Annotated in this window: 20 protein-coding genes; 17 read left to right on the forward strand and 3 right to left on the reverse strand. The window is 28.7% G+C overall.

Annotation, left to right across the window (positions count from 1 at the left end; translation table 11 throughout):
• Nucleotides 1-61: 61 nt before the first annotated feature.
• Nucleotides 62-553: a restriction endonuclease gene (locus Q5O29_RS00670; protein WP_022211101.1), complete on the reverse strand. Its 492-nt coding sequence runs from the start codon at nt 551-553 to the stop codon at nt 62-64.
• Nucleotides 546-1,100: a restriction endonuclease gene (locus tag Q5O29_RS00675; RefSeq protein WP_022211102.1), complete on the reverse strand. Its 555-nt coding sequence runs from the start codon at nt 1,098-1,100 to the stop codon at nt 546-548. The genes Q5O29_RS00670 and Q5O29_RS00675 overlap by 8 nt, the downstream gene beginning before the upstream one ends.
• Nucleotides 1,101-1,363: 263 nt before the next feature.
• Between Q5O29_RS00675 and Q5O29_RS00680 the strand changes: the two genes are divergently transcribed.
• The 6 genes from Q5O29_RS00680 to Q5O29_RS00705 all read left to right on the forward strand — a co-directional run bounded on the left by Q5O29_RS00680 (nt 1,364) and on the right by Q5O29_RS00705 (nt 7,445).
• A complete protein-coding gene (locus tag Q5O29_RS00680) occupies nt 1,364-1,750 on the forward strand; it encodes a hypothetical protein (protein ID WP_022211103.1) in 387 nt (128 codons plus the stop codon).
• A 79-nt stretch (nt 1,751-1,829) separates the two neighbouring features.
• Nucleotides 1,830-2,252, forward strand: a complete 423-nt coding sequence (locus Q5O29_RS00685) for a YaaR family protein (protein WP_022211104.1) — start codon at nt 1,830-1,832, stop codon at nt 2,250-2,252.
• 21 nt (nt 2,253-2,273) lie between these two features.
• Entirely contained in the window at nt 2,274-3,989 is a 1,716-nt protein-coding gene (locus Q5O29_RS00690) for an ABC transporter ATP-binding protein (RefSeq protein WP_022211105.1), read from the forward strand.
• Nucleotides 3,990-4,216: 227 nt separating this feature from the next.
• Complete coding sequence (gene trxA / locus Q5O29_RS00695) at nt 4,217-4,531, forward strand: thioredoxin (protein WP_186834816.1); 315 nt, start codon at nt 4,217-4,219, stop codon at nt 4,529-4,531.
• 16 nt (nt 4,532-4,547) lie between these two features.
• Nucleotides 4,548-5,408 carry an NAD(P)/FAD-dependent oxidoreductase gene (locus Q5O29_RS00700; protein ID WP_022211107.1) on the forward strand — a complete coding sequence of 287 codons (861 nt, stop codon included), beginning with the start codon at nt 4,548-4,550 and terminating at the stop codon, nt 5,406-5,408.
• A 108-nt stretch (nt 5,409-5,516) separates the two neighbouring features.
• On the forward strand, nt 5,517-7,445 hold the full coding sequence (locus tag Q5O29_RS00705) for an HIRAN domain-containing protein (RefSeq protein WP_022211108.1): 1,929 nt from the start codon (nt 5,517-5,519) through the stop codon (nt 7,443-7,445).
• Nucleotides 7,446-7,492: 47 nt separating this feature from the next.
• On the opposite strand, the gene Q5O29_RS00710 is transcribed toward Q5O29_RS00705, so the two are convergent.
• On the reverse strand, nt 7,493-9,397 hold the full coding sequence (locus tag Q5O29_RS00710; RefSeq protein ID WP_022211109.1) for an NAD(+) synthase: 1,905 nt from the start codon (nt 9,395-9,397) through the stop codon (nt 7,493-7,495).
• 431 nt (nt 9,398-9,828) lie between these two features.
• Here Q5O29_RS00710 and Q5O29_RS00715 point away from each other — a divergent pair, with 431 nt between their 5' ends.
• The 11 genes from Q5O29_RS00715 (at nt 9,829) to purC (ending at nt 22,088) form a co-directional block, all read left to right on the forward strand.
• Nucleotides 9,829-10,257 (forward strand): NfeD family protein, encoded by a 429-nt coding sequence (locus Q5O29_RS00715; RefSeq protein ID WP_022211110.1) that lies wholly within the window; start codon nt 9,829-9,831, stop codon nt 10,255-10,257.
• A gap of 1 nt (nt 10,258) precedes the next feature.
• On the forward strand, nt 10,259-11,197 hold the full coding sequence (locus Q5O29_RS00720) for an SPFH domain-containing protein (protein ID WP_022211111.1): 939 nt from the start codon (nt 10,259-10,261) through the stop codon (nt 11,195-11,197).
• A 126-nt stretch (nt 11,198-11,323) separates the two neighbouring features.
• A complete protein-coding gene (locus tag Q5O29_RS00725; RefSeq protein ID WP_022211112.1) occupies nt 11,324-11,575 on the forward strand; it encodes a GNAT family N-acetyltransferase in 252 nt (83 codons plus the stop codon).
• 188 nt (nt 11,576-11,763) lie between these two features.
• Complete coding sequence (locus Q5O29_RS00730; protein WP_022211113.1) at nt 11,764-12,012, forward strand: hypothetical protein; 249 nt, start codon at nt 11,764-11,766, stop codon at nt 12,010-12,012.
• Nucleotides 12,013-12,025: 13 nt separating this feature from the next.
• A complete protein-coding gene (locus tag Q5O29_RS00735) occupies nt 12,026-13,732 on the forward strand; it encodes a DNA mismatch repair protein MutS (protein ID WP_302623608.1) in 1,707 nt (568 codons plus the stop codon).
• Between the two features lie 10 nt (nt 13,733-13,742).
• Nucleotides 13,743-14,342: a YdcF family protein gene (locus Q5O29_RS00740; protein WP_022211115.1), complete on the forward strand. Its 600-nt coding sequence runs from the start codon at nt 13,743-13,745 to the stop codon at nt 14,340-14,342.
• A gap of 99 nt (nt 14,343-14,441) precedes the next feature.
• A complete protein-coding gene (gene yaaA, locus Q5O29_RS00745) occupies nt 14,442-15,191 on the forward strand; it encodes a peroxide stress protein YaaA (protein ID WP_022211116.1) in 750 nt (249 codons plus the stop codon).
• A 15-nt stretch (nt 15,192-15,206) separates the two neighbouring features.
• The gene (locus Q5O29_RS00750) at nt 15,207-16,826 is read left to right on the forward strand and encodes a mutS-like protein (RefSeq protein ID WP_022211117.1); all 1,620 of its coding nucleotides are present in this window, start codon (nt 15,207-15,209) and stop codon (nt 16,824-16,826) included.
• A gap of 305 nt (nt 16,827-17,131) precedes the next feature.
• On the forward strand, nt 17,132-20,893 hold the full coding sequence (locus Q5O29_RS00755) for a phosphoribosylformylglycinamidine synthase (RefSeq protein WP_022211118.1): 3,762 nt from the start codon (nt 17,132-17,134) through the stop codon (nt 20,891-20,893).
• Between the two features lie 11 nt (nt 20,894-20,904).
• Complete coding sequence (purE, locus tag Q5O29_RS00760) at nt 20,905-21,384, forward strand: 5-(carboxyamino)imidazole ribonucleotide mutase (protein ID WP_022211119.1); 480 nt, start codon at nt 20,905-20,907, stop codon at nt 21,382-21,384.
• Nucleotides 21,384-22,088: a phosphoribosylaminoimidazolesuccinocarboxamide synthase gene (gene purC, locus Q5O29_RS00765; protein ID WP_022211120.1), complete on the forward strand. Its 705-nt coding sequence runs from the start codon at nt 21,384-21,386 to the stop codon at nt 22,086-22,088. The genes purE and purC overlap by 1 nt, the downstream gene beginning before the upstream one ends.
• Nucleotides 22,089-22,152: the final 64 nt, after the last annotated feature.

Here is a 22,152-nt window from a genome sequence, read left to right on the forward strand (position 1 = left end):
AAAATATAGGTAAATCAGAAAAGCTGATTTACCTATATTTTTATATTAATTATAAATTAAATTATTTAGGGTGATTAATGCTATACTTTAAATCATCACCAGAGATAATTTGAATATAGTAATCATTAGGGATAGAAGAAAGAGAATCTTTAATAGTTTTGCTTATTTTACCTGTAGTCACTACAATTCCTTTATGAATATTATCTAAAACCATGGAGCCTAACAAAGAATCAATATCATCTTTAGTAAGACTTTCAGTACTAGATGATTGCTTACAAAGTACATAAAATGTATTTTGATCTTTAGTGCATACTATATCTTGTGAATGACATTGAGAGTTTGAACAAGTAACAATATTGCTAAAGTTGTTATTATATAAAAAATCACAAGTCCAAATTGCAAATTCATCCTTGGTTAATGAGCACATGTAATTTAAGATATCTGTGGATTCAACGTATTCCTTTTTTAGCTTATAAATGATATAGATATTTTTAATAAGCTTACCGATAAAAGGAGAGATAAGTATCAAAAATATATAAATATAATCAAACATATTTAGCCTCCTTAGAAGTAATTCCATTTAAATTTCTAATAAATCTGCTAAGTTCATAGCCATCTATCAACTTAATTTTAAAAGAAGAATTATTATTGAAGTTATTGACAGCTTCAATATAATCAGTATTAAAAACTGAATTAGTAAATAAAAATCCATTTTTACATTGATGCTTTACCATATTAGCAATAAATATATCAAGCCAAGGTTTATTTGTTAAATCAGATTCTTTATTTCTGTAGGAAATAAGAGAAATATAAATATTATCTTCGTTTAAGTAACAGGTTAAAGATGGGGCTGAAATATCAGAATTCTTAATAACTCTGATATCTTTATATCCTTTTTTGGTAAGATAAGTATTTACCAAGGATAATAAATTACAAGAATCAATATCCATTAAGTCTTTAATAGATAAAAATCCTTTACTTTTTTGCATATCATTAATTTCTTTAATTATTGAATGCTGTTTTAATTGAAGCAAATAATTAATAATTTTTATAATAAAGAATAAAGAAAAAAATATTATTAAATAAATTAAAAATTTCATAAATATATCACCTCTTAGTTTGAAGTATATCCGTAAAAATAATCTATTATACATATAATGGATTATTGAATAACTAATTTTTACAAATTTTGTTTATTCAACAACTTAATATATAAAAGAAAAAGATAAAAAAATATTAAAAGTGATAAAAATAAAAAAATATTTGAATATTTTTGTTAGAAAGTTATAATAGATATAAGACTAAAAAAAATATATATAAATTGATTGACAATTTTTTATCAATTAAAGTAGTGGAGGAAAGTATGGGAAAGGTTGTTAAATCTACTATAGTTATTTACGACGATTTTAAAAATATACTTATTGCAGAAAGGGGAAAAGGAAAGAACACTCCAAAGCAATGGGGGTTATTTGGGAAAGAATTAAAGGGAAAAGAAACAGCAGAAAGAGCTATAATAAAAGCTGTAGATAAAGATATAAAATGTACTATCTTTGATTTAGAGAATTTTAAGGAATATAGTGCTAATGAAAATGGTGATGAAACTATTCAAGTTTATACAGGAACAGTAAGAGAGTATATCACTACACATAAAACAATTAACACTGTAAGATGGATAGGAAAAAAAGATATAGAAAAGTATAATTTTTCTCATGAAGATTTAGAAATTATAAAAGAGTATTTTTCAATATAAATAAAAGCTTAAGATAGCATAGTACATATGTATCTTAAGCATTATTTATATAAAAATAAGTAAACAGAGGGTGAATAATATGGAGATTGGAAGAATTCAAAGAGGAAATGCATTAACTCAAGAAGTAAAAGTATCAGGGAACAAGAAAGATTTTCCCCAAAGTTTTAATCAAGCTAGAGACAGACGTTCGCAAGAACAGCTTAAGCAACTTATTGATGATATAAAAAAGAAAGGTAATAGACTTGTTGTAACAAAGACTTATATAGATGTAATAAATTACAAAAAGATGATTAAGGAGTATCTAGAATCTGTATTGAAATATATGTATGAAACTAAAAAAGATATAAGCTTTTGGCAAACTCAATATTTTATTACAGTAAACACAATAGATGGAAAACTTGAGGAATTAACATCTGCATTTTTAAATGGAGAAATGGAAAATATAAATATTGCAGCAACTGTTGATGAGATACAGGGATTAGTGGTAGATATTTATAGATAAATAAAAGACGGGAGAAAATTAATGTTAAAAAGTTTTATAAAATTTTATAAACCATATAAAAAATTATTCTTTTTAGATTTGTTGGTGGCGACCATAGCATCGGTATGTGAATTAATATATCCAATGCTTACAAGAACATTGATTAATGAAACTATACCTAATAGAAATATAAGAACTATAGGTGTATTTGCAGTAGTTTTAATTATATTATATTTAATCAAAGCAGCATGTGCATATTTTATGCAATATTGGGGGCATGTAGTTGGTGTAAGAATGCAGGCGGACATGAGAAAGGAGCTATTTAATCATTTAGAAAGGCTTCCTAATAAGTATTTTGATAATACCAAAACCGGTGAAATAATGAGTAGAATGATTAATGATTTAATGGAGATTTCTGAACTTGCTCATCATGGTCCGGAAAATATATTTATTTCAGCAATAATGTTTATTGGTTCATTTATAATATTAGCAGGAATAAATATAAAGCTTACTCTTATCATATTTACAGTGCTTCCTGTTATAGTTATTTTTACCTTATATCAAAGAAAAAAGATGAAAAAGGCTTTTATGCAAACGAGAATTGAAACAGCGGAAGTAAATTCAACTTTAGAAAATTCCATAGCAGGAATTAGAACATCTAAGGCTTTTTTAGGACAGAAGTATGAAGAAGAAAAGTTTGAAAAGGGAAATGTTAGGTTTAAGGAAGCAAGAGAAAAAGCGTACAAGGTTATGGCAGAATACTCTTCAGGAGTGAATTTTGGACTAGATCTTTTAGATTATGTAGTTTTAATAATTGGTGGACTATTTACTTATTATGATTTAATAAATCTTGGAGATTTCTTAGCATATGTATTATATATAAAATTATTTAAGCAACCAATAAAAACTATAGTGGACTTTATGGAACAATATCAAAATGGTATGACAGGATTTAAGAGATACCTTACCATTATGGAAGAGGAAGAAGAAAAAGAAGGTAATGAAAACTTAAGAGAGGTTAAAGGGAAAATTACCTTTGACAATATTCATTTTAGCTATGAAGATAATAAGGTGTTAAATGGATTAAGTCTTAATATAGAAGCAGGAAAAATGCTTGCGTTAGTTGGACCTTCTGGTGGTGGGAAAAGTACTTTATGTAATCTTATACCAAGGTTTTATGATGTTGATGGAGGTGATATATTAATAGATAATAAGAGTATTTATGATTTATCACTAGAATCATTAAGAAGCAATATTGGTATTGTACAGCAGGAAGTATTCCTATTTACTGGAACCATTAAGGAAAATATTAAATATGGTAAGCAGGATGCAACTGATGATGAAATAATAGAAGCTGCTAAAAGAGCTAATATTCATAAGTTTATTATTAGCCTTCCAGATGGATATGATACTTTCATAGGAGAAAGAGGAGTCAAGCTTTCTGGAGGACAGAAACAAAGGTTATCCATTGCTAGAGTATTTCTTAAGAATCCTCCAATATTAATTTTAGATGAAGCTACTTCTGCTTTAGATAATGTGACAGAATTCTTAATACAAAAATCTTTAGAAGAATTATGCAAGGGAAGAACTACAATTGTAGTTGCTCATAGGTTATCTACTATTAAAAATGCAAATGAAATAATAGTGCTTACAGATAAGGGTATTGAGGAGAGAGGAAACCATGAAGAACTATTAAGAAAAGACGGAATATATGCAGAATTAAATAAATATGCAGAAAAACATAAGAGTATCAGCTAACTTAAAAAATTAGGATAAAAAGGTTGACATATAATATTTAGATGTATATCTATGTGAAAGATAAGTTTTAAATATAGAGGGTGTTTCACTTTTTTTACGGCATTAAGTTTAAAATAAAATTATATTGCATAGAATAATGATGTATAAATAGTGTATTGACTTATTTATAAAGTAGTTGTAGAATTTAAACAAGGAAATACCCCATGGGGGTACAAGGAGGATTTAAAATGGTAGAACATATAAGTGAAAATGATTTTGTATCTAAGGTAGTAGAATTCGATGGGATTTCAGTAGTAGATTTCTGGGCTGAATGGTGTGGTCCATGTAAGATGATAGGACCTATATTTGAAGAAGTTGCAGGAGAATTAACAAATGCTAAGTTTGTTAAAGCTAATGTAGATGAATGCCCTAATTTAGCTGGTAAATATAGAGTTGCAAGTATTCCAACAATAATGGTATTTAAAGATGGTGCTCCAGTTGATACTTTAGTTGGATTTATGCCTAAAGATCAATTAAAGAATGCAATAGCTAAACATCTTTAAGATATAGAGGTGCTAAGTGGAAAGAGTCGATATTGCTATAATTGGAAGTGGGCCAGCAGGATTATCAGCAGCATTAAATGCAAAGATTAGAAATAAAAGTTTTATTGTATTTGGGAATAATAATTTATCAAATAAGATAACTAAAGCATCAAAGATAAATAATTATTTAGGTTTTTATGGTGTTACAGGAAAAGACCTAGCGGAAAAATTTAAAGAACATGTAGCTTCAATGGATATTAAAATTACTGAAGAAAGAGTTAATAATATTTATGCAATGGGTGAATATTTTGCTCTTATGGTAAATGAAAAAATGTATGAAGCTAAAGCTATTATTTTAGCCACTGGAATGGAAGTTGGTAAGACTTTAGAAGGTGAAGAAAGACTGCTAGGAAAAGGTGTAGGATATTGTGCAACTTGTGATGCACCTTTATATAGAGATAAGGTTGTAACTGTCATAGGATATAATAAAGAAGCTGAAGAAGAAGCAAATTATGTTAGTGAATTAGCTTCTAAAGTAAACTATGTTGCTATGTATAAAGATGAATATGATCTTAAAGATGACATAGAAGTAGTAGTTGATAGACCGTTAGAAATACTAGGAGATACAAAAGTAAATGCTGTTAGATTTAAAGATAAAGAAATTGAAAGCGATGGAGTTTTTGTATTAAGAGATAGTATATCACCTGGACAGCTTGTTCCAGGGCTACTGATGGAAAATGGCCACATTAAAGTTGATAGAACTATGGCTACAAATATACCAGGATGTTTTGCAGCTGGAGATTGTGTTGGAGTACCATACCAATATATAAAATCAGCAGGTGAAGGTAATATTGCTGCTTTAAGTGCAGTTAAATATTTAGATGGATTAGCTAAATAATATATTATTTAAAGATAGGTTATCGTTAAAATTATTTAATGATAACCTATTATTTTTGTGAATATATGTTACAATTATACATATATGGTGTAAAAAGGGGGAAGAGATATGGTTGTAAATAAATTATATAAAAATTTAATGGAACATTGGAATAAATATGGATATAGCGTTTATAAAAATCAGGATTTAAGTGAAGCGGGTAAAAATGATTGTGAAGAATTATATCTAAATGACCCTCTAGAAGCAGAAGTGAAAAATCAGTTAGCTACAGAACTTATTGAGATGTTCTTTGAAAATAATGATAGACAATATGTTGATGATGATATAATAAATTATTTAAATAGTAATCCTTTAGTAAGATATTATTTTGCCTTTGAAGAAAAATTAAATGTTTATATTAAAGAAGGATTAATAAGTAAGAATAATATTTTTTCAGCAGCACAAAATTATTTATTAGATAGTGATGATGTTGAAGGAATAAAATTTGCGTTATCACTGTTGAGATATTGTGCCAATGAAGAGGCAGAAGAAATATTAAAGGCTTTTTCAAATCATAATGAATTTATCTTTTACTGTATAGAAGGACTTAAGGAATATGATAAATGCAATAGCATAATTTTTGAAATAGCAAAAGCATCAAGAGGTTATGGCAAGATAATGGCCATAACTAATTTAGAATATATAAATGAAGAAATAAAGAAATGGGTAATTGAAGCAGAAGCAGATAATGAAATGTTGGAGACTGTCCTTGTGGCAATGACTTATAATAATGATTATTATATTGAATACTTCTTTGGTGATGAATATACAGAAGAAAAGTATAATTTATTGACTAAAAAGCTGAAAGAATTGTACACATTAAAAGGATTTTTTATTGAACACATAACTATAGATATAGTATATGGATACTGGAATTATTATAGAAAGTTTGGTAAGAATTTTAATTCTCTATATGTAATGTGTGAATTATTATCATTATTTTTAAAGGAATATAAAGATGATGTACAGCTGATGGAAGTGATATCAATGTCATCTGATGATAAGATAAAGATAGAGGAAATGAAGAATATTATAATGAGTGACAATAATGATGGTGTTATTAAGAGGGCGCTTTCTGATGAAAGTAGTGATGTGGATGAAATAGTTGATATAGCATTAGCTATAAATGTATGTCTTCAATATGGCGATTTTGAAGAACGATTATGGAAGGATTCGTCACAAGTTAGCATTTACAATTATATTATGACTGAATGTGATAAAGAATCAAAAGAAAAGCTTATTGAGTTTGCAAAAGTATATTTGGATATAGATAGGGTCACAGGAGGAGCGGAACCTTTAGATGAGGAAAATCTAGATTATAGATATATTGTTGATAGCTGTTTATATTTAATTGTGTCATATATGGATGAACTAAAAGATAAATATATTGATATAAACATAAAGGCTTTAAGTGCAAGATATACTCCAACTAGACGAGCAGCACTCAATAATTTAAGGGGCATAAATTATGAATATTTAAACAACTATATTCATATTCTTGAAGGGTGTTATAAAAGAGAAGTAAATAAGGAGCTTAAGCAAAGTATTATAAGATTTTTAGATGGATTTAATAGCAAAAAGAAAAGGCAATATGAAAACATTGGTGATGTAAGGGTATCTCCATATACAAAAGATGCATTTTTAACTATAACCAAGGTGGAAGATATGGATAAATTTGATTTGACCATTGTAGAAAATAAAATAAGATCAGGAGCATTAGTTTATTTAAAGAGGGATAAGGATAATGCTGAAGCTGAAAATGCTATTATGGTGTTAACAGAAAAGGGATATTTACTAGGTTATGTATCAAAAGAAAATAATTATATATTAAAAAATTTAATGGATTGGGGTAAAATCTTATATGGACAGATAAAGAAAGTAGATGAAGATTATAAGTCTATGGAAATAAAGGTATATTTAAGTTATGTTGATGTAATGAGAGAAGTTAAGGATACATTTAATATGGTAACAGATCAATCAATGGGATATTTAAATTAAAAGATATGTAATTAAAAATGACGGATAGCAATCTCCGTCATTTTTAATTATCTAAAGCTTTTAAATGAAGCATCTGAAGGCATTCTCCAGTCTCCTCTTGGGCTAAGAGAGATAGAACCAACCTTTGGACCATCTGGAAGGGCACTTCTCTTAAATTGTTGAGTAAAGAATCTGTAAATAAACTTATCTAGCCATTTGGCAATTTCTTCTGGAGAGTAATCATCCTTAAAGGCCACTTCTGCTAAGAATTGAATTCTTTCTTTTGAAGAACCATGTTTAATAAAATGATATAGGAAGAAATCATGTAATTCATAAGGTCCTACTATATCTTCAGTCTTTTGAACAATGTCTCCATCCTTTCCTTTTGGAAGAAGTTCAGGGCTCACAGGAGTATCTAATATATCTAAAAGAGTTTCTTTAACTTCTTCAGTAGATTCCTTTTCTGCCACATATTTTACAAGATATCTTACTAAAGTCTTAGGAATTGACGGATTTACTGAATACATGCTCATATGATCTCCATTATAAGTACACCATCCAAGGGCAAGTTCAGATAAATCACCAGTACCTATTAATAATCCGCCTTCCTTGTTGGCAAGATCCATAAGTATTTGAGTTCTTTCTCTAGCTTGAACATTTTCATAAGTAACATCATGAATATCTTTATCATGACCAATGTCTTCAAAATGTTGCAGAGCAGCTTTTACTATATTAATTTCTCTTAAATCACAGTTTAATTCTCTGCAAAGAGTTAAGGCATTGTTATAAGTTCTATCTGTAGTACCAAAGCCTGGCATTGTAATGGTAATTATGTTTTCATGGTTTATTCCAAGCATATCAAATGTTTTCACTATTACAAGAAGAGCTAAAGTTGAATCAAGACCTCCTGAAATACCAATGACAGCTTTCTTTAAATTAGTGTGTTCAAGACGTTTTGCTAAAGCTGAACATTGTATATTGAATATTTCCTTACATCTTTCATCTCTTGCAAGAGGATTTGAAGGAACAAAAGGATGTTTATCCACATATCTGTCAAAGTTAGTAATCTTAGTGTTTTTAAAGGAAAAATCTATAGTTTTTATATTAAAAGGTAAAAGCTTGTTCATATCTCTAAAGCTTAGATTTTTTAGCCTTTCAGAATTTAATTTAAATAAATCAATAGATGTTGTAATAACTTCATTATTTCTTTGGAATCTTTCATTTTCTTTTATTATTGAGCCGTTTTCAGCAACTATTAAATGACCACTAAATAGTAAATCAGTAGTAGATTCATGAACTCCAGATGATGAGTATACATAAGCTCCAAGGCATCTAGCACTTTGATTTTCAATAAGTGATAATCTATAATCTTTTTTACTTACCAGTTCATTAGAAGCTGAAGGGTTACCAATAATATTAGCACCAGCTATTGAAAGGTATGAACTAGGTGGAATTGTTACCCATAAATCCTCGCAAACTTCCACACCAAATCTTGCTTCGCCAGCTGTAAATATTAAGTTTGTTCCAAAAGGAATATTATCTTGGAAAGGTAATGATGTGGTTTCATCAATTACGTTAACACCTTCAGTAAACCATCTTTTTTCATAAAATTCACTATAGTTAGGTATATATGATTTTGGAACAATCCCCAATATTTTACCGTTAAATATCATATAAGCACAGTTATATAATATATTATTATGTAAATGAGGTGCTCCTATGGTTATAAGCATATCTTTGTAAAGAGAGTGTTCAACTATATTTTTGATACCGTTTATAGAGGCATTTAATAAAGCAGAGTTTAAAAATAAGTCACCACATGTATAAGAAGTTACAGCAAGTTCAGGGAATACTAAGTACTTAACTTCTTTATCATAAGCTTCATCAATACATAAATTTATATTTTCTACATTAAAATCAACATCTGCAACTTTGGTTACAGGACATGCAGACCCTACTTTTATAAAATTCATAATATCATCTCCGTTATTTTAAATTTTAAATAAATTAAGTGATTCAATTTCTCCATAAGAGTCTGTCTCTTATCTTTAGTATTATATTATATAACTAATAAAATACATAAGCGGAGGTTTGTTTCATATATAATGATAAAAGGAAAACCTTAGAAAATCAATGATTTATATTGTGTAATGTGGTTAAAATATAAGATAAAATGCCAAAGTAAGGAATATAAATAAAAAGTATATAGGAATATTAAAAGAGTTAATAAAAAACTTATTTAATAATAAAAAATATCTTGATAAGTGTTAAATAGTATGATAATATAAGAATATACCAGTTAATGGTAAAGATAATATACTATTTTATACCAATATGATATATAATTTAATATAACAAAAGATAAATATAAGAATGGATTAATGGTTGAAAGGGGGAATAATTAGTGTTTGAAATAATAATTTGGTTATTAATTGCATTTTTAGTTGTAGTAATAGATATAGTAACTAGCAGCTTTATATTTATGTGGTTTTCCATTGGGGCAATTGTAGCAATAATTTTATCATTACTAGGACTAGCAATAAAAATACAAATACTTGCATTTTTGATTATAGGAATTGCTATGGTGTGTGTAGGATACCCATGGGTAAAGAAAAAATTTAAAGTTGAAAAGAATCATATACCATTGATGGAACAAACTTATATTGGAAAAATAATGATAGCAGAAAAAGATATTGATGAAAAAAGTGAGATAAAGGTAAGCGGTATATATTGGACAGTTATCAATAAAGGATCTAAGATCAATAAAGGTGATAAATTTGTAATTACAGGTATTGAAGGGAATAAATTAACTGTAAAATTAAAGGAGGATTAATATGGGATTAATAGTTTTAGTAATAGTACTTGCGATAGTATTGTTTGTAGTATTATCATCAGTAAAAGTAGTAAACACAGGATATTTGTATGTGGTAGAAAGATTAGGGCAGTTCAGTAGGATACTTGAACCAGGTTGGCATTTCATCATTCCAGGTATTGATTTTGTTAGAAAGAAAGTTTCAACTAAACAACAAATTTTAGATGTACCACCACAATCAGTAATTACTAAGGATAATGTTAAGATTTCAGTTGATAATGTTATTTTCTATAAAATGCTTAATGCAAAGGATGCAGTTTATAATATTGAAGACTATAAATCAGGTATTGTTTATTCAGCAACAACTAATATAAGAAATATATTAGGTAACATGACACTAGATGAAATATTAAGTGGAAGAGATTTGATTAATCAAAACTTATTAAGCATAATTGACGAGGTTACAGATGCTTACGGTATTAAGATACTATCAGTGGAAATTAAAAACATAATTCCACCAGAAGAAATACAAGAAGCTATGGAAAAACAAATGAAAGCTGAAAGAGATAAGAGAGCTATGATCCTTCAAGCAGAAGGGTTAAGACAATCTCAAATTGAAAAAGCAGAAGGTGAAAAACAAGCTAAAATATTAGCTGCAGAAGCTGAAAAACAAGCTAATATTAGAAGAGCAGAAGGTTTAAGAGAATCTCAATTACTTGAAGCTGAAGGTAAAGCTAAGGCTATTGAACAAATTGCCAAAGCAGAAGCTGAAGCAATTATGAAAGTTAACCAAGCTATTATTAACTCTGGTACTGATGAAAGAGTTATAGCACTTAAACAAGTTGAAGCTCTTAAAGAAATGGCTAATAATCCAGCTAATAAGCTTATATTACCAAATGAGACTTTATCATCATTAGGTAGTATTGCTGCCATTGGGGAAATGCTTAAAAAAGATAAATAATAAATTATGTTAATTAAGGAACTCTTGTGAGTTCCTTTTTTAGTTACATTATCATTGAAAAGGTATTGAAATATAGATATAATAACAATTAATTGAAAATATGTAATATTTTATAAGGTGATAAAAATGGATATCAGAAAGATTAAAATGGAAGATGCAAATAGTTATTTAGAAATGCTTTTAAATTCAGAACTTGATAAATGGGCTAGAGAAAATAATCTAACAAGGCTTGAACTTACTGTTGTTTCTTCTAATATAGTAGCTAAACATCTTTATGAAAAGAATGGATTTAAAATAGAAGGCACTAGAAAAAATGCAATGATTATAGATGATAAATATGTAGATGAATACTATATGGCCAAGCTATATAAAGATTAATGTTATTTCATAAAAAGCTTATCTTCAGTTTTAGCAGTTTTAATTTATTATATTCTACTGTATAATTATGTATAAAATGTAAAAGTAAAGAGGGGTGGGGATTTAAATGTTAGATAGAATTGTAATGTATTTAGTGCAAGCTAGGTACTATTTAGAAAGTTCCCTTGCTATAGGTTGAAGAAGATAAGATGAAAGATGAATATATCTTACAAGTGCGGAATATGTGTAAGATATTATATCCTCTTAATATTAATATAGATTATTTTCCAACCAATTTTATTGTGAAAGATGAAGTGCTTTGGTATATAGATTATGAGTGCAATGAATATATGGAGCAGTGGAATTTTGAAAACTGGGGAATAGAATACTGGTCTAAAACTAAAGACTTTAGGGAATATGCTCTAAAAGATAAAAAGGAAAAAAATAATATGGAATAAAGGGGAGGAATAAGTGGAGATAGGAATGTGGACAAAGCTTGCAATTATCGCAATGCTTATAGTGTTATTTATTTGTACAGTGTATTTTAGCAGTAGTAAAAGAAAAGAAAAATTGTTTTTAAAATATAATAAGAGTTTTGGTAAAGAACCGCAAAACTATAATAAAGAAGCTAATATAGAGTTTTTAAAAGATTTTTACAAAGCCAGGAAAGAAAATGAAAATGAAAATGAAGAAGAGGTAATTGATGAAATTACCTGGAATGATTTGGATATGAATAATGTATTTCAAAGGATAAATTATACTAATACTACCCTAGGTGAAGCATATTTATATAAAAGTATTAAGGAAATAAAGTATAGTAAAGAAAAATGGGATGAATTAGAAGGGCTTATTAAGGTGTTTTCAGAAAATGAAGACTTAAGAAATGAAATTAGATACAATCTTTCTACCATTGGAAAACTAAATGATCCAAAAGTATTTAATTTTATATATAGACCACAATTTAATAAGGTGCAAGGATATTTTAAATATCCTATTTTAGCAGGAGGATTTATTGCTTCGCTGCTGTTATGTATTATAAATTCTAAAATAGGAATTGGATTATCCATATTTTTCTTTTGTGCCAATATACTATTTTATCAAAGTGGTAAAACTGTCTTAGAAGATAGCTTTAAGATTATGAATTATTTAATAAATAATGTTATTGTTTGTCAGAAGTTATGTAAAATAAATCATAAGGAATTTAGAAAATATAAAAAGAAATTTAGAAAGATATTAGCTAATTGTAGAGAGTTAAATAAGATAAAGAGATATAGCTATTCATTAGTAAGAAAAAATAGTTCAGCATTGCTAGATGCTGATTTAGTTTTAGAGTATTTAAAGATGTTTTTTATGGTAGATATAATAGCATATCATAATATGGCCTCCATATTAGAAAAGAATAAAAAAGAATTCCAAGAAATATATGATTTAATAGCAATGATAGATTTTGCCTTATCTGTAGCTTATTATAGGGCAAGCCTTCAAGAATTCTGTCAGCCTATATTTTTAGAGAAAGATTATATAGAGTTGGAAAACCTTTATCATCCTCTTATTGATGAGCCAGTGAAAAATTCCATTTTCATAAAGGACAACATAATATTTACTGGGTCAAATGCTTCAGGAAAATCTACTTTTATTAAAGCTATAGCTTTAAATTGTATTTTGGCACAAGGATTGAATACAGCTTTATGTTCTAGCTATAAATGTAAGTTTTCTAAGGTTGTGACATCAATGGCCATTAAGGATGATATCTTAGAAGGAGATAGTTACTTTATTGCAGAAATAAAAAGTTTAAAGAGACTATTAAATTCATTAAATGGTGAAATACGTGTTTTAGCTTTTATAGATGAAATCTTAAAGGGGACAAATACCGTTGAAAGAATAGCTGCCTCTGCATCTATCTTAGATTATGGCAAAGAATCAAAGGCTAAGATTTTAGTGGCTACCCATGATATGGAACTTACAGAGATGCTAGGAGAAAAATATGATAATTATCATTTTAGAGAAACAGTGACAGATAAAGAAGTGTTATTTGATTATAAGCTTCATAAGGGGCCTTCTAAAACAAGAAATGCCATTAAATTGTTAAAGGCAATGGATTTTGATAAAGAGGTTGTAAATACAGCCAATGAAATCTATAGTGATTTTATAATTAATAAGAAATGGGACAGGCTATAAAGGGTAGAAAATGATTTATTTAAAGGATATTAGTGAATTTATTTTTTTATGTAATGAACCAAAAAAAGCAGATATTATTTTTTTGCCAGGAGGATCATATCCAGAGATTGCAGAAGAGGGTGCAAGGCTTTGGAAAGAAGGATATGCACCATATGTATTGCCCTCTGGAAGGTATAGCAAGCTTCTAGGGAGTTTTTCTGGCGTAGCTTCCAAGAATCATATATATAATAAAGAATATGAAACAGAATGGGAATTCCTTAAAGATGTATTAATTAAAAACGGCGTCAAGGAAGAGGCAATATTAAAAGAAGATAAAGCAACTTTTACATATGAAAATGCTTTATATTCAAAAATGGTTACCGATAAATTAGATATGGAAATAAAAACTGCAATTATCTGTTGCAAAAGCTTTCATGCAAGACGTTGTCTTATGTACTATGAAACTGTATATGAGAACACTAATTTTATTATTTGCCCTTCAGAAGTTAAAGGGATTAATAAGGAAAATTGGTTTAGTAGTGAAGAAGGTATAATTACTGTTTTGGGAGAGCTTGAAAGGTGTGGAAATCAGTTTAAAGATATATTTAAAGATAAGTATATAAGAAAATAGAGTGGAAAAAACACTCTATTTTACTTTGTTAAACTTTATTTTTAAAAGGTAAATAATATGTTATACTAAATAATAATTAATATTAGGAGTTGAAAAAGTATGAACATAATTATTTCACCAGCAAAAAAGATGAATGTAAATAATGATGATTTAGTTAATGAATATAAACCAGTATTTATGGATAAAACAAATATCCTTTATGATAAATTGAAATCTCTTTCTTATGATGAATTAAAGAAGCTGCTTGTATGTAATGATGATATAGCAGAATTAAATTATGATAGGTATAAATATATGAATTTAGATAAAAATCTATCGCCAGCAATTTTGACATATGAAGGAATTCAATATAAATATATGTCGCCAGATTCTTTTTCTGAAGAAGAATTTAACTATATAAAATCTCATTTAAAGATTTTATCAGGATTTTATGGTGTGCTTAATCCTTTTGATGGAGTAGTACCTTATAGATTAGAAATGCAAGCAAAACTTAAGGTAGATGATAAGAAAAATCTTTATGAATTTTGGGGGGATAGCCTGTACAATGAATTAAGAAAAGAAAGTAATGTGATCTTGAATTTAGCATCAAAGGAATATAGTAAATGTATAGAGAAATATTTAAGTGAAGATGATGTTTTTATAACTTGTGTCTTTGGGGAACTTAATGAAGATGGAAAAATAAAAGTTAAAGCTACAGAGGCTAAAATGGCTAGAGGACTAATGGTAAGATATATGGCTTCTAATAATATTACAGAGATAGATGATATTAAGAAATTCGTTGACTTATCATTTAAGTATTCAGCAGAATATTCTACTGATAAAGAATTTGTTTTTTTAAAACAAATATAAGCTGAGGAGGGTAATATGGGATATTTAATGATTTTAATTATAGTTATTTTTGCAGTATATTATGTAGTAAATGACAAAAAAGGAAAATTAGAAGTTTTTAAAAGATATCATGGAGAGGAAAAGAGGATAGTTACAGCTATAGATGACATAAGATGCTTTTTTGATATGAGAGAGGAAGATGAATATACATTAGATGATCAGACTTGGTATGATTTGAATATGGATGAAGTATTTAGAAAAATAGATAGAAGTTACTCCAGTGTGGGAGAAGCAATTTTGTATAGTATGCTAAGAAATCCTCTTATTAATAAAGAAGAAATAGTTGAAAGAGGAAAGAATATAGAAGCTATAAAAAATGATATAGACTTAAGAGCTAAACTAAAGTTAATTTTCTTTAACTTGGGATATGATAAGAAGAATAGGTTTATTGAAATGATTGAAAGCGAAAGAAAACCTAATAAGAGTAAGTATATAATATACAATATCTTAGGGAAAGTAATGCCCATAACATTTTTACTACTGTCCATATTTCTACAAAGACCAGAATTTTTAGCTGCCTTGGCTTTAAATATGTGGATTAATCTTTTTATTGCAGAAAAGGAACGTAAAAATGTTTCCACTGGAGGCCTTATTTATTTAAATAGGATGCTAGATGCAGCAGAAAAGATAGGTAAACTTAAAGGTGAGAGTATAGTAAATAATGAAGAAATAAAAAAGGTTATGAAAGGGCTTCAGGGAGTTGTAAGTAAGATAAGCATAATACATATTTTTACCATGTATGGAGGGTTTCTTGAAATATTTTCAGTACCATTTTTAACTGTTGAAAGTGCTTACTATGGAGTAATTAATGAATTAAATGATAAAAAGGAAAGTATCTTAAAGCTATACGAACTTTTAGGAGAAATAGAAGCATATATATCTATATGTGGATTCATAGAGGCTAAGGAAGAATATATAACAAAGCCTGTGTTTAAAAATCAGGTTAATATAAATATAGTAAATGGAATACATCCATTACTAGAAGAACCTGTTGCCAATACAATACATTTAAATAAAAAGGGAATGGTGCTTACAGGAAGCAATATGTCTGGTAAATCAACATTCTTAAGGATGGTGGGAGTAAATATTATTCTTGCGCAAGTTTTTGATTTGGTACTAGCAGAAAAATATGAAGGCTCAATATTTAATATAGTTACTTCAATAAGTCCTAAGGATGATGTTAATGCTGGAAAAAGCTATTATATGGCAGAAGTTGAGGGGATTCTTAGAATTATTGAAGCACTTAAAAAAGAAGTACCTGTATTTTGCATGATAGATGAAATATTTAGAGGGACAAATCCTATTGAAAGAGTTGCATCATCGGCTGCAATTTTAGAATATATAAACAGATATAATGCCATAACATTTGTGGCTACTCATGATAGAGAGCTAACGGATATGTTAAATGATAAATATGAATTTAGGTATTTTGCTGAAAATGTTGATAAGAAAAATGGAATGACTTTTGATTATAAGATAAAAAATGGAATATCTAAAACTAGAAATGCCATTAAGGTGTTAGAATATGTAGGATATCCTAAGGAAATAACTGAATATTCTAAAGAATATGCTAAAGAGCTTGATAAAATAATCTGATTTATGTATCTTTAAGAATATAAAGCGTCCAAACTGTACAAAATAATAAGGAGCCGGAGCAGGGTTACGTATTTTTTTGCTGCATGCATAAGCATGTGGCTTTTTTTATATATAAATATATATATTTATATATGAAACTGCCGATAATATTCGTAAAATGTATAAATTAAATTCCTTAATTGGTATAAAAAGAGAAAAATGCATTGACAAAGTAAAAATTCATTGTTAGTATAATAATATAAACGAAAAATAATTACATAAAATAAATTAATATTCGTATTCTCAAAACTGAATGGAGGCATGAAATGATAGGGTGTAAAAGTATATTTGTTGAAAAGAAAAATAGATTTAATGTTGAAGGTAAGAGCCTTTTAGAAGATTTTAAGACAAATCTTAGAGTAGAAAGTTTAGAAAATGTAAGAGTAGTAAATAAATATATTTTAGGAAAGGTCAATGAAGAAGAGTATAAAAAATCATTATATTCAGTTTTTTCAGAGAAAACTGTAGATAATCTTTATGAAGAGAAGATACCTATGGACAATGAAGAAATAGCTTTTGCTGTTGAATATTTACCAGGTCAATACGACCAAAGAGCTGATTCAGCATCAGAATGTTATGCATTATTGACTGCAGGAAAGAGAATAGAAGTGAAAACTGCTAAAGTAATTATTTTAAAGGGAAATTTAAGTGAAGAAGAAGTTCAAAAAATTAAGCATTACTATATTAACCCAGTTGATTCAAGAGAAGTAGATATATATAGTAAAGAGCTTTTAAGTGAGCTTGAAGATCCAAAAGATGTGGAAATAGTAAATGGATTCATACAAAAAAATGACGAAGAAATTGCTTTTTACCATAAAGAATTAGGATTAGCTATGAGTGTTAATGACCTTCTTATGATAAGAGATTATTTCAAGAATGAGGAGAGAAATCCAAGTATCACTGAAATAAAAGTAATTGATACTTATTGGTCAGACCATTGTAGACATACAACATTTTCAACAGCTATAGAAAATGTAGAAATAGAAGAAGGAAAGCTAAATAATCCTCTTATTAAATCTTATAATGCATATTTAAAGTCAAGAGATTTTGTTTATGGCAAGGAAACTACTAGAGATGAAAATCTTATGGATATAGCAGTAATTGTTATGAAGGAAATGCGTAAAAAAGGTTTATTAGAAGATTTAGATGTTTCAGAAGAAATAAATGCTTGTTCTATAAATGTAAACATAGAAACTGATAATGGTAATGAAGAGTACCTTGTAATGTTTAAAAATGAAACTCACAATCACCCAACAGAAATTGAACCTTTTGGTGGTGCAGCAACTTGTCTTGGAGGAGCTATTAGAGATCCATTATCAGGTAGAACATATGTATATCAAGCTATGAGAGTAACAGGAGCAGCTGATCCAACAGTAGAAATTGATGAAACTTTAAATGGAAAGCTTCCACAAAGAACTATCGTTTTAGGGGCAGCTCATGGATATAGCTCATATGGTAATCAAATTGGACTTGCAACAGGACAAGTATCAGAAATATATCATCCAAATTATGTAGCTAAAAGAATGGAAGTAGGAGCTGTTATAGCAGCAGCACCAAAAGAAAATGTTGTAAGAGAAGAACCAAAAGCTTCAGATTTAGTAATCCTTTTAGGAGGAAGAACAGGAAGAGATGGTATAGGTGGAGCAACAGGTTCATCAAAAGAACATACTGAAGAGTCAATAAATACATGTGGAGCAGAAGTTCAAAAAGGTAATCCACCAACAGAAAGAAAAATTCAAAGATTATTTAGAAATGAAAAAGTAGCTAAGATGATCAAGAGATGTAATGACTTTGGTGCTGGTGGAGTTTCAGTTGCAATAGGTGAATTAACAAGAGGATTAGATATAAACTTAGATATGGTTCCTAAGAAGTATGAAGGTTTAGATGGAACTGAGATAGCAATATCTGAATCACAAGAAAGAATGGCAGTAGTAGTAAATAAGGAAGATGCTAAAGAATTTATCAGTCTTTCAGCAGAAGAAAACTTAGAAGCTATTGTTGTGGCAGAAGTAACAGATACTGAACGTCTAAGAATGTTCTGGAGAGGTGAAAAGATAGTAGATTTAAAAAGAGAATTCTTAGATACAAATGGAGCTAGACAAACTACTGATGTAAAAGTAGAACTACCAAAAGAATATCCATTAGCTATAGGTGAAGAAGTTAATGTTAAGGAAAGATGGATGAAAACTCTTACAGAACTTAACGTGGCTTCACAAAAGGGGTTAGTTGAAAGATTTGACTCTACCATTGGATCAGGAACAGTAATGATGCCTTTTGGTGGAAAGTATGCATTAACTCCAGCAGAAGGTATGGTAGCAAAAATACCAGTTTTAAATGGTGAAAGTAAAGATGCTACACTAATGAGTTATGGATTTAATCCTGAACTTGGTATGTGGAGTCCATATCATATGGCTTATTATGCAGTAATAGAATCTGTAACAAAAATAGCTGCTATGGGTGGAGATTATAGAAAAATAAGATTAACATTCCAAGAATACTTTGAGAGATTAGGTAATAATCCATCAAGATGGGGTAAACCATTTGCTGCATTACTAGGTGCATATCAAGCTCAAAGTGATTTAGGACTTCCAGCTATAGGTGGAAAAGATTCAATGTCAGGAAGCTTTGGTCAATTAGATGTACCACCAACACTTGTATCTTTTGCAGTAGCTGTGGAAAAGGCAAGTAAGATAGTTTCTAATGAACTTAAGAAAGTTGGAAGTAAATTAGTATTACTAATGGCTGAGAAAAATGATGATTATACATTAAATGTTGAAACATTTAAAAACAACTTAGAAGCATTATATAAATTAACTTCTAATAAAAAAGTGTTATCAGCTTCAACAGTTAGATTTGGTGGAATAGCAGAAACACTTTCTAAAATATCATTTGGTAATAAGATTGGTATTAAATTCAATAGTTTAAGCAAGGAAGAGTTATTTGGCTTAAATTATGGAAGTGTAATAGTAGAGGTAGCAACTGATGAAGACTTAAATAAAGCCTTTGAGGGATGTAGCTATAAAGTAATTGGTGAAACTATAGAAAAGCCTGTAATTATATCAGAAGAATATGATTTCACTTTCAATATAGATGATTTAATAAATGTATATGAAAAGAAATTATCTACAGTGTTTAAAATTAAAACTGAAAAGTCACAAGAATCAGTTCTAGAAATTAAGGTTGAAGAAAAGAAAATAATATTACAAAGTAGTCCAAGCATCAAGACTGCTAAACCAAGAGTAATTATACCAGTATTTCCAGGAACAAACTGTGAATATGACTGCAATAGAGCATTTACTAAGGCAGGAGCTAAAACTACAGAATTAGTGTTTAAGAATTACTCTAAGAGTGCATTACTTGAATCAATTGAAGCACTGGAAAAACAAATAAGAGAAAGTCAAATAATAATGATTCCAGGAGGATTCTCAGCAGGAGATGAACCAGATGGATCAGGAAAGTTTATTGCTACAATCTTTAGAAATGAAAGAATTAAAGATGCAGTAAATGATTTACTAAAAAATAGAGATGGATTAGTATTAGGTATCTGTAACGGATTCCAAGCATTAATTAAATTAGGTTTAGTACCATATGGTGAAATAGTTGATATAGAAGAGAATATGGCAACATTAACTTACAATAATATCAATAGACATATGAGCTCAATAATAAGAACTAAGATTACATCTAACAAATCACCTTGGTTTAGTGAAGTAAATGTAGGGGATATTCACAATGTAGCAATATCTCATGGGGAAGGTAGATTTATTGCAAATGAAGAGCTATTAAGACAATTAATTGCTAATGATCAAATAGCTACTCAATATGTGGATTTAGAAGGACATGTATCACTGGACATGCCATTTAATCCAAATGGTTCAGTTTTAGGAGTAGAAGGAATAACAAGTCCTGATGGAAGAGTTTTAGGGAAGATGGGACACTCTGAAAGAATTGGAGAAGACCTATATGTAAATGTTCCTGGAAACTTCGATCAAAAGATCTTTGAATCAGGTGTTAAATACTTTAGATAGGAGCGTTTTTTATGAGAGTTGCAATATTTTTTGGATCAAAATCTGATACGGAAATAATGAAGGGAGCTGCTAACTGTTTAAAGGAATTTGGTATTTCATATAAAGCATATGTTTTATCAGCTCATAGAGTTCCTGAAAAGTTAGAAGAAACTTTAAGAGATATAGAAGCTGAAGGCTGTGAAGTAATAATTGCTGGTGCAGGCCTTGCAGCACACCTTCCAGGTGTAATTGCTTCACAAACAGTAATTCCTGTCATAGGAGTTCCTTGTAAAGGAGCAATAGAAGGTCTTGATGCATTATTTTCAATAGTGCAAATGCCAAAATCAATTCCAGTGGCAACTGTAGGTATCAATAATGCTTACAATGCAGGAATGTTGGCTGTACAAATGTTATCAATTGGTGATAAAGAGCTTAAAGCTAAATTAATTAAATATAGAAAAGATATGAAAGAAAAATTTATTGCTGAAAATGGTGAAGGAGTGGATCTATAATGGAAAAATTAGAAATGATGTACGAAGGTAAAGCAAAGAAAATATATGCTACAGATAAAGCTGATGAAGTAATTGTATATTACAAAGATGATGCAACTGCTTTCAATGGAGAAAAGAAAGGTCAAATAGAAGATAAAGGTGTAATGAATAATGCTATAACAGCTACATTATTTGAAATTTTAGCACAAAATGGAGTACCAACTCACTTTATTGAAAAGTTAAATGATAGAGAACAATTATGTAAGAAGGTAGAAATAGTACCTCTAGAAGTAATAGTTAGAAACGTGGCAGCTGGTTCAATGGCTAAGAGATTAGGATTAGAAGAAGGAACAGAGCTTAAGACTACAGTATTTGAATTATCATATAAAGATGATTCTCTAGGAGATCCATTAATAAATGACTATCATGCAGTAGCCATAGGAGCAACTACTTTTGAAGAGTTAAATAAGATATATGAATTAACAGCAAAAGTTAATGATATTTTAAAGGGATTATTTTTAAAAGCTAACATTAATCTTATAGACTTTAAATTAGAATTTGGAAGATATAATGGTGAAATAGTTTTGGCAGATGAAATTTCACCAGATACTTGCAGATTTTGGGATGCGACAACTGGAGAAAAGCTTGATAAAGATAGATTTAGAAGAGACTTAGGAAATGTTAAAGATGCCTATGTTGAAATATTAAGCAGACTTCAAAAATAATTTATAATGAAAAATTAAAAATTGAGGATGAAATTTTCTCCTTAATTTTTAATTCTACATTTTA

This window comes from Clostridium sp. CAG:265, from assembly GCF_000436575.1.
Classification (GTDB): domain Bacteria; phylum Bacillota; class Clostridia; order Clostridiales; family Clostridiaceae; genus Clostridium; species Clostridium lentum.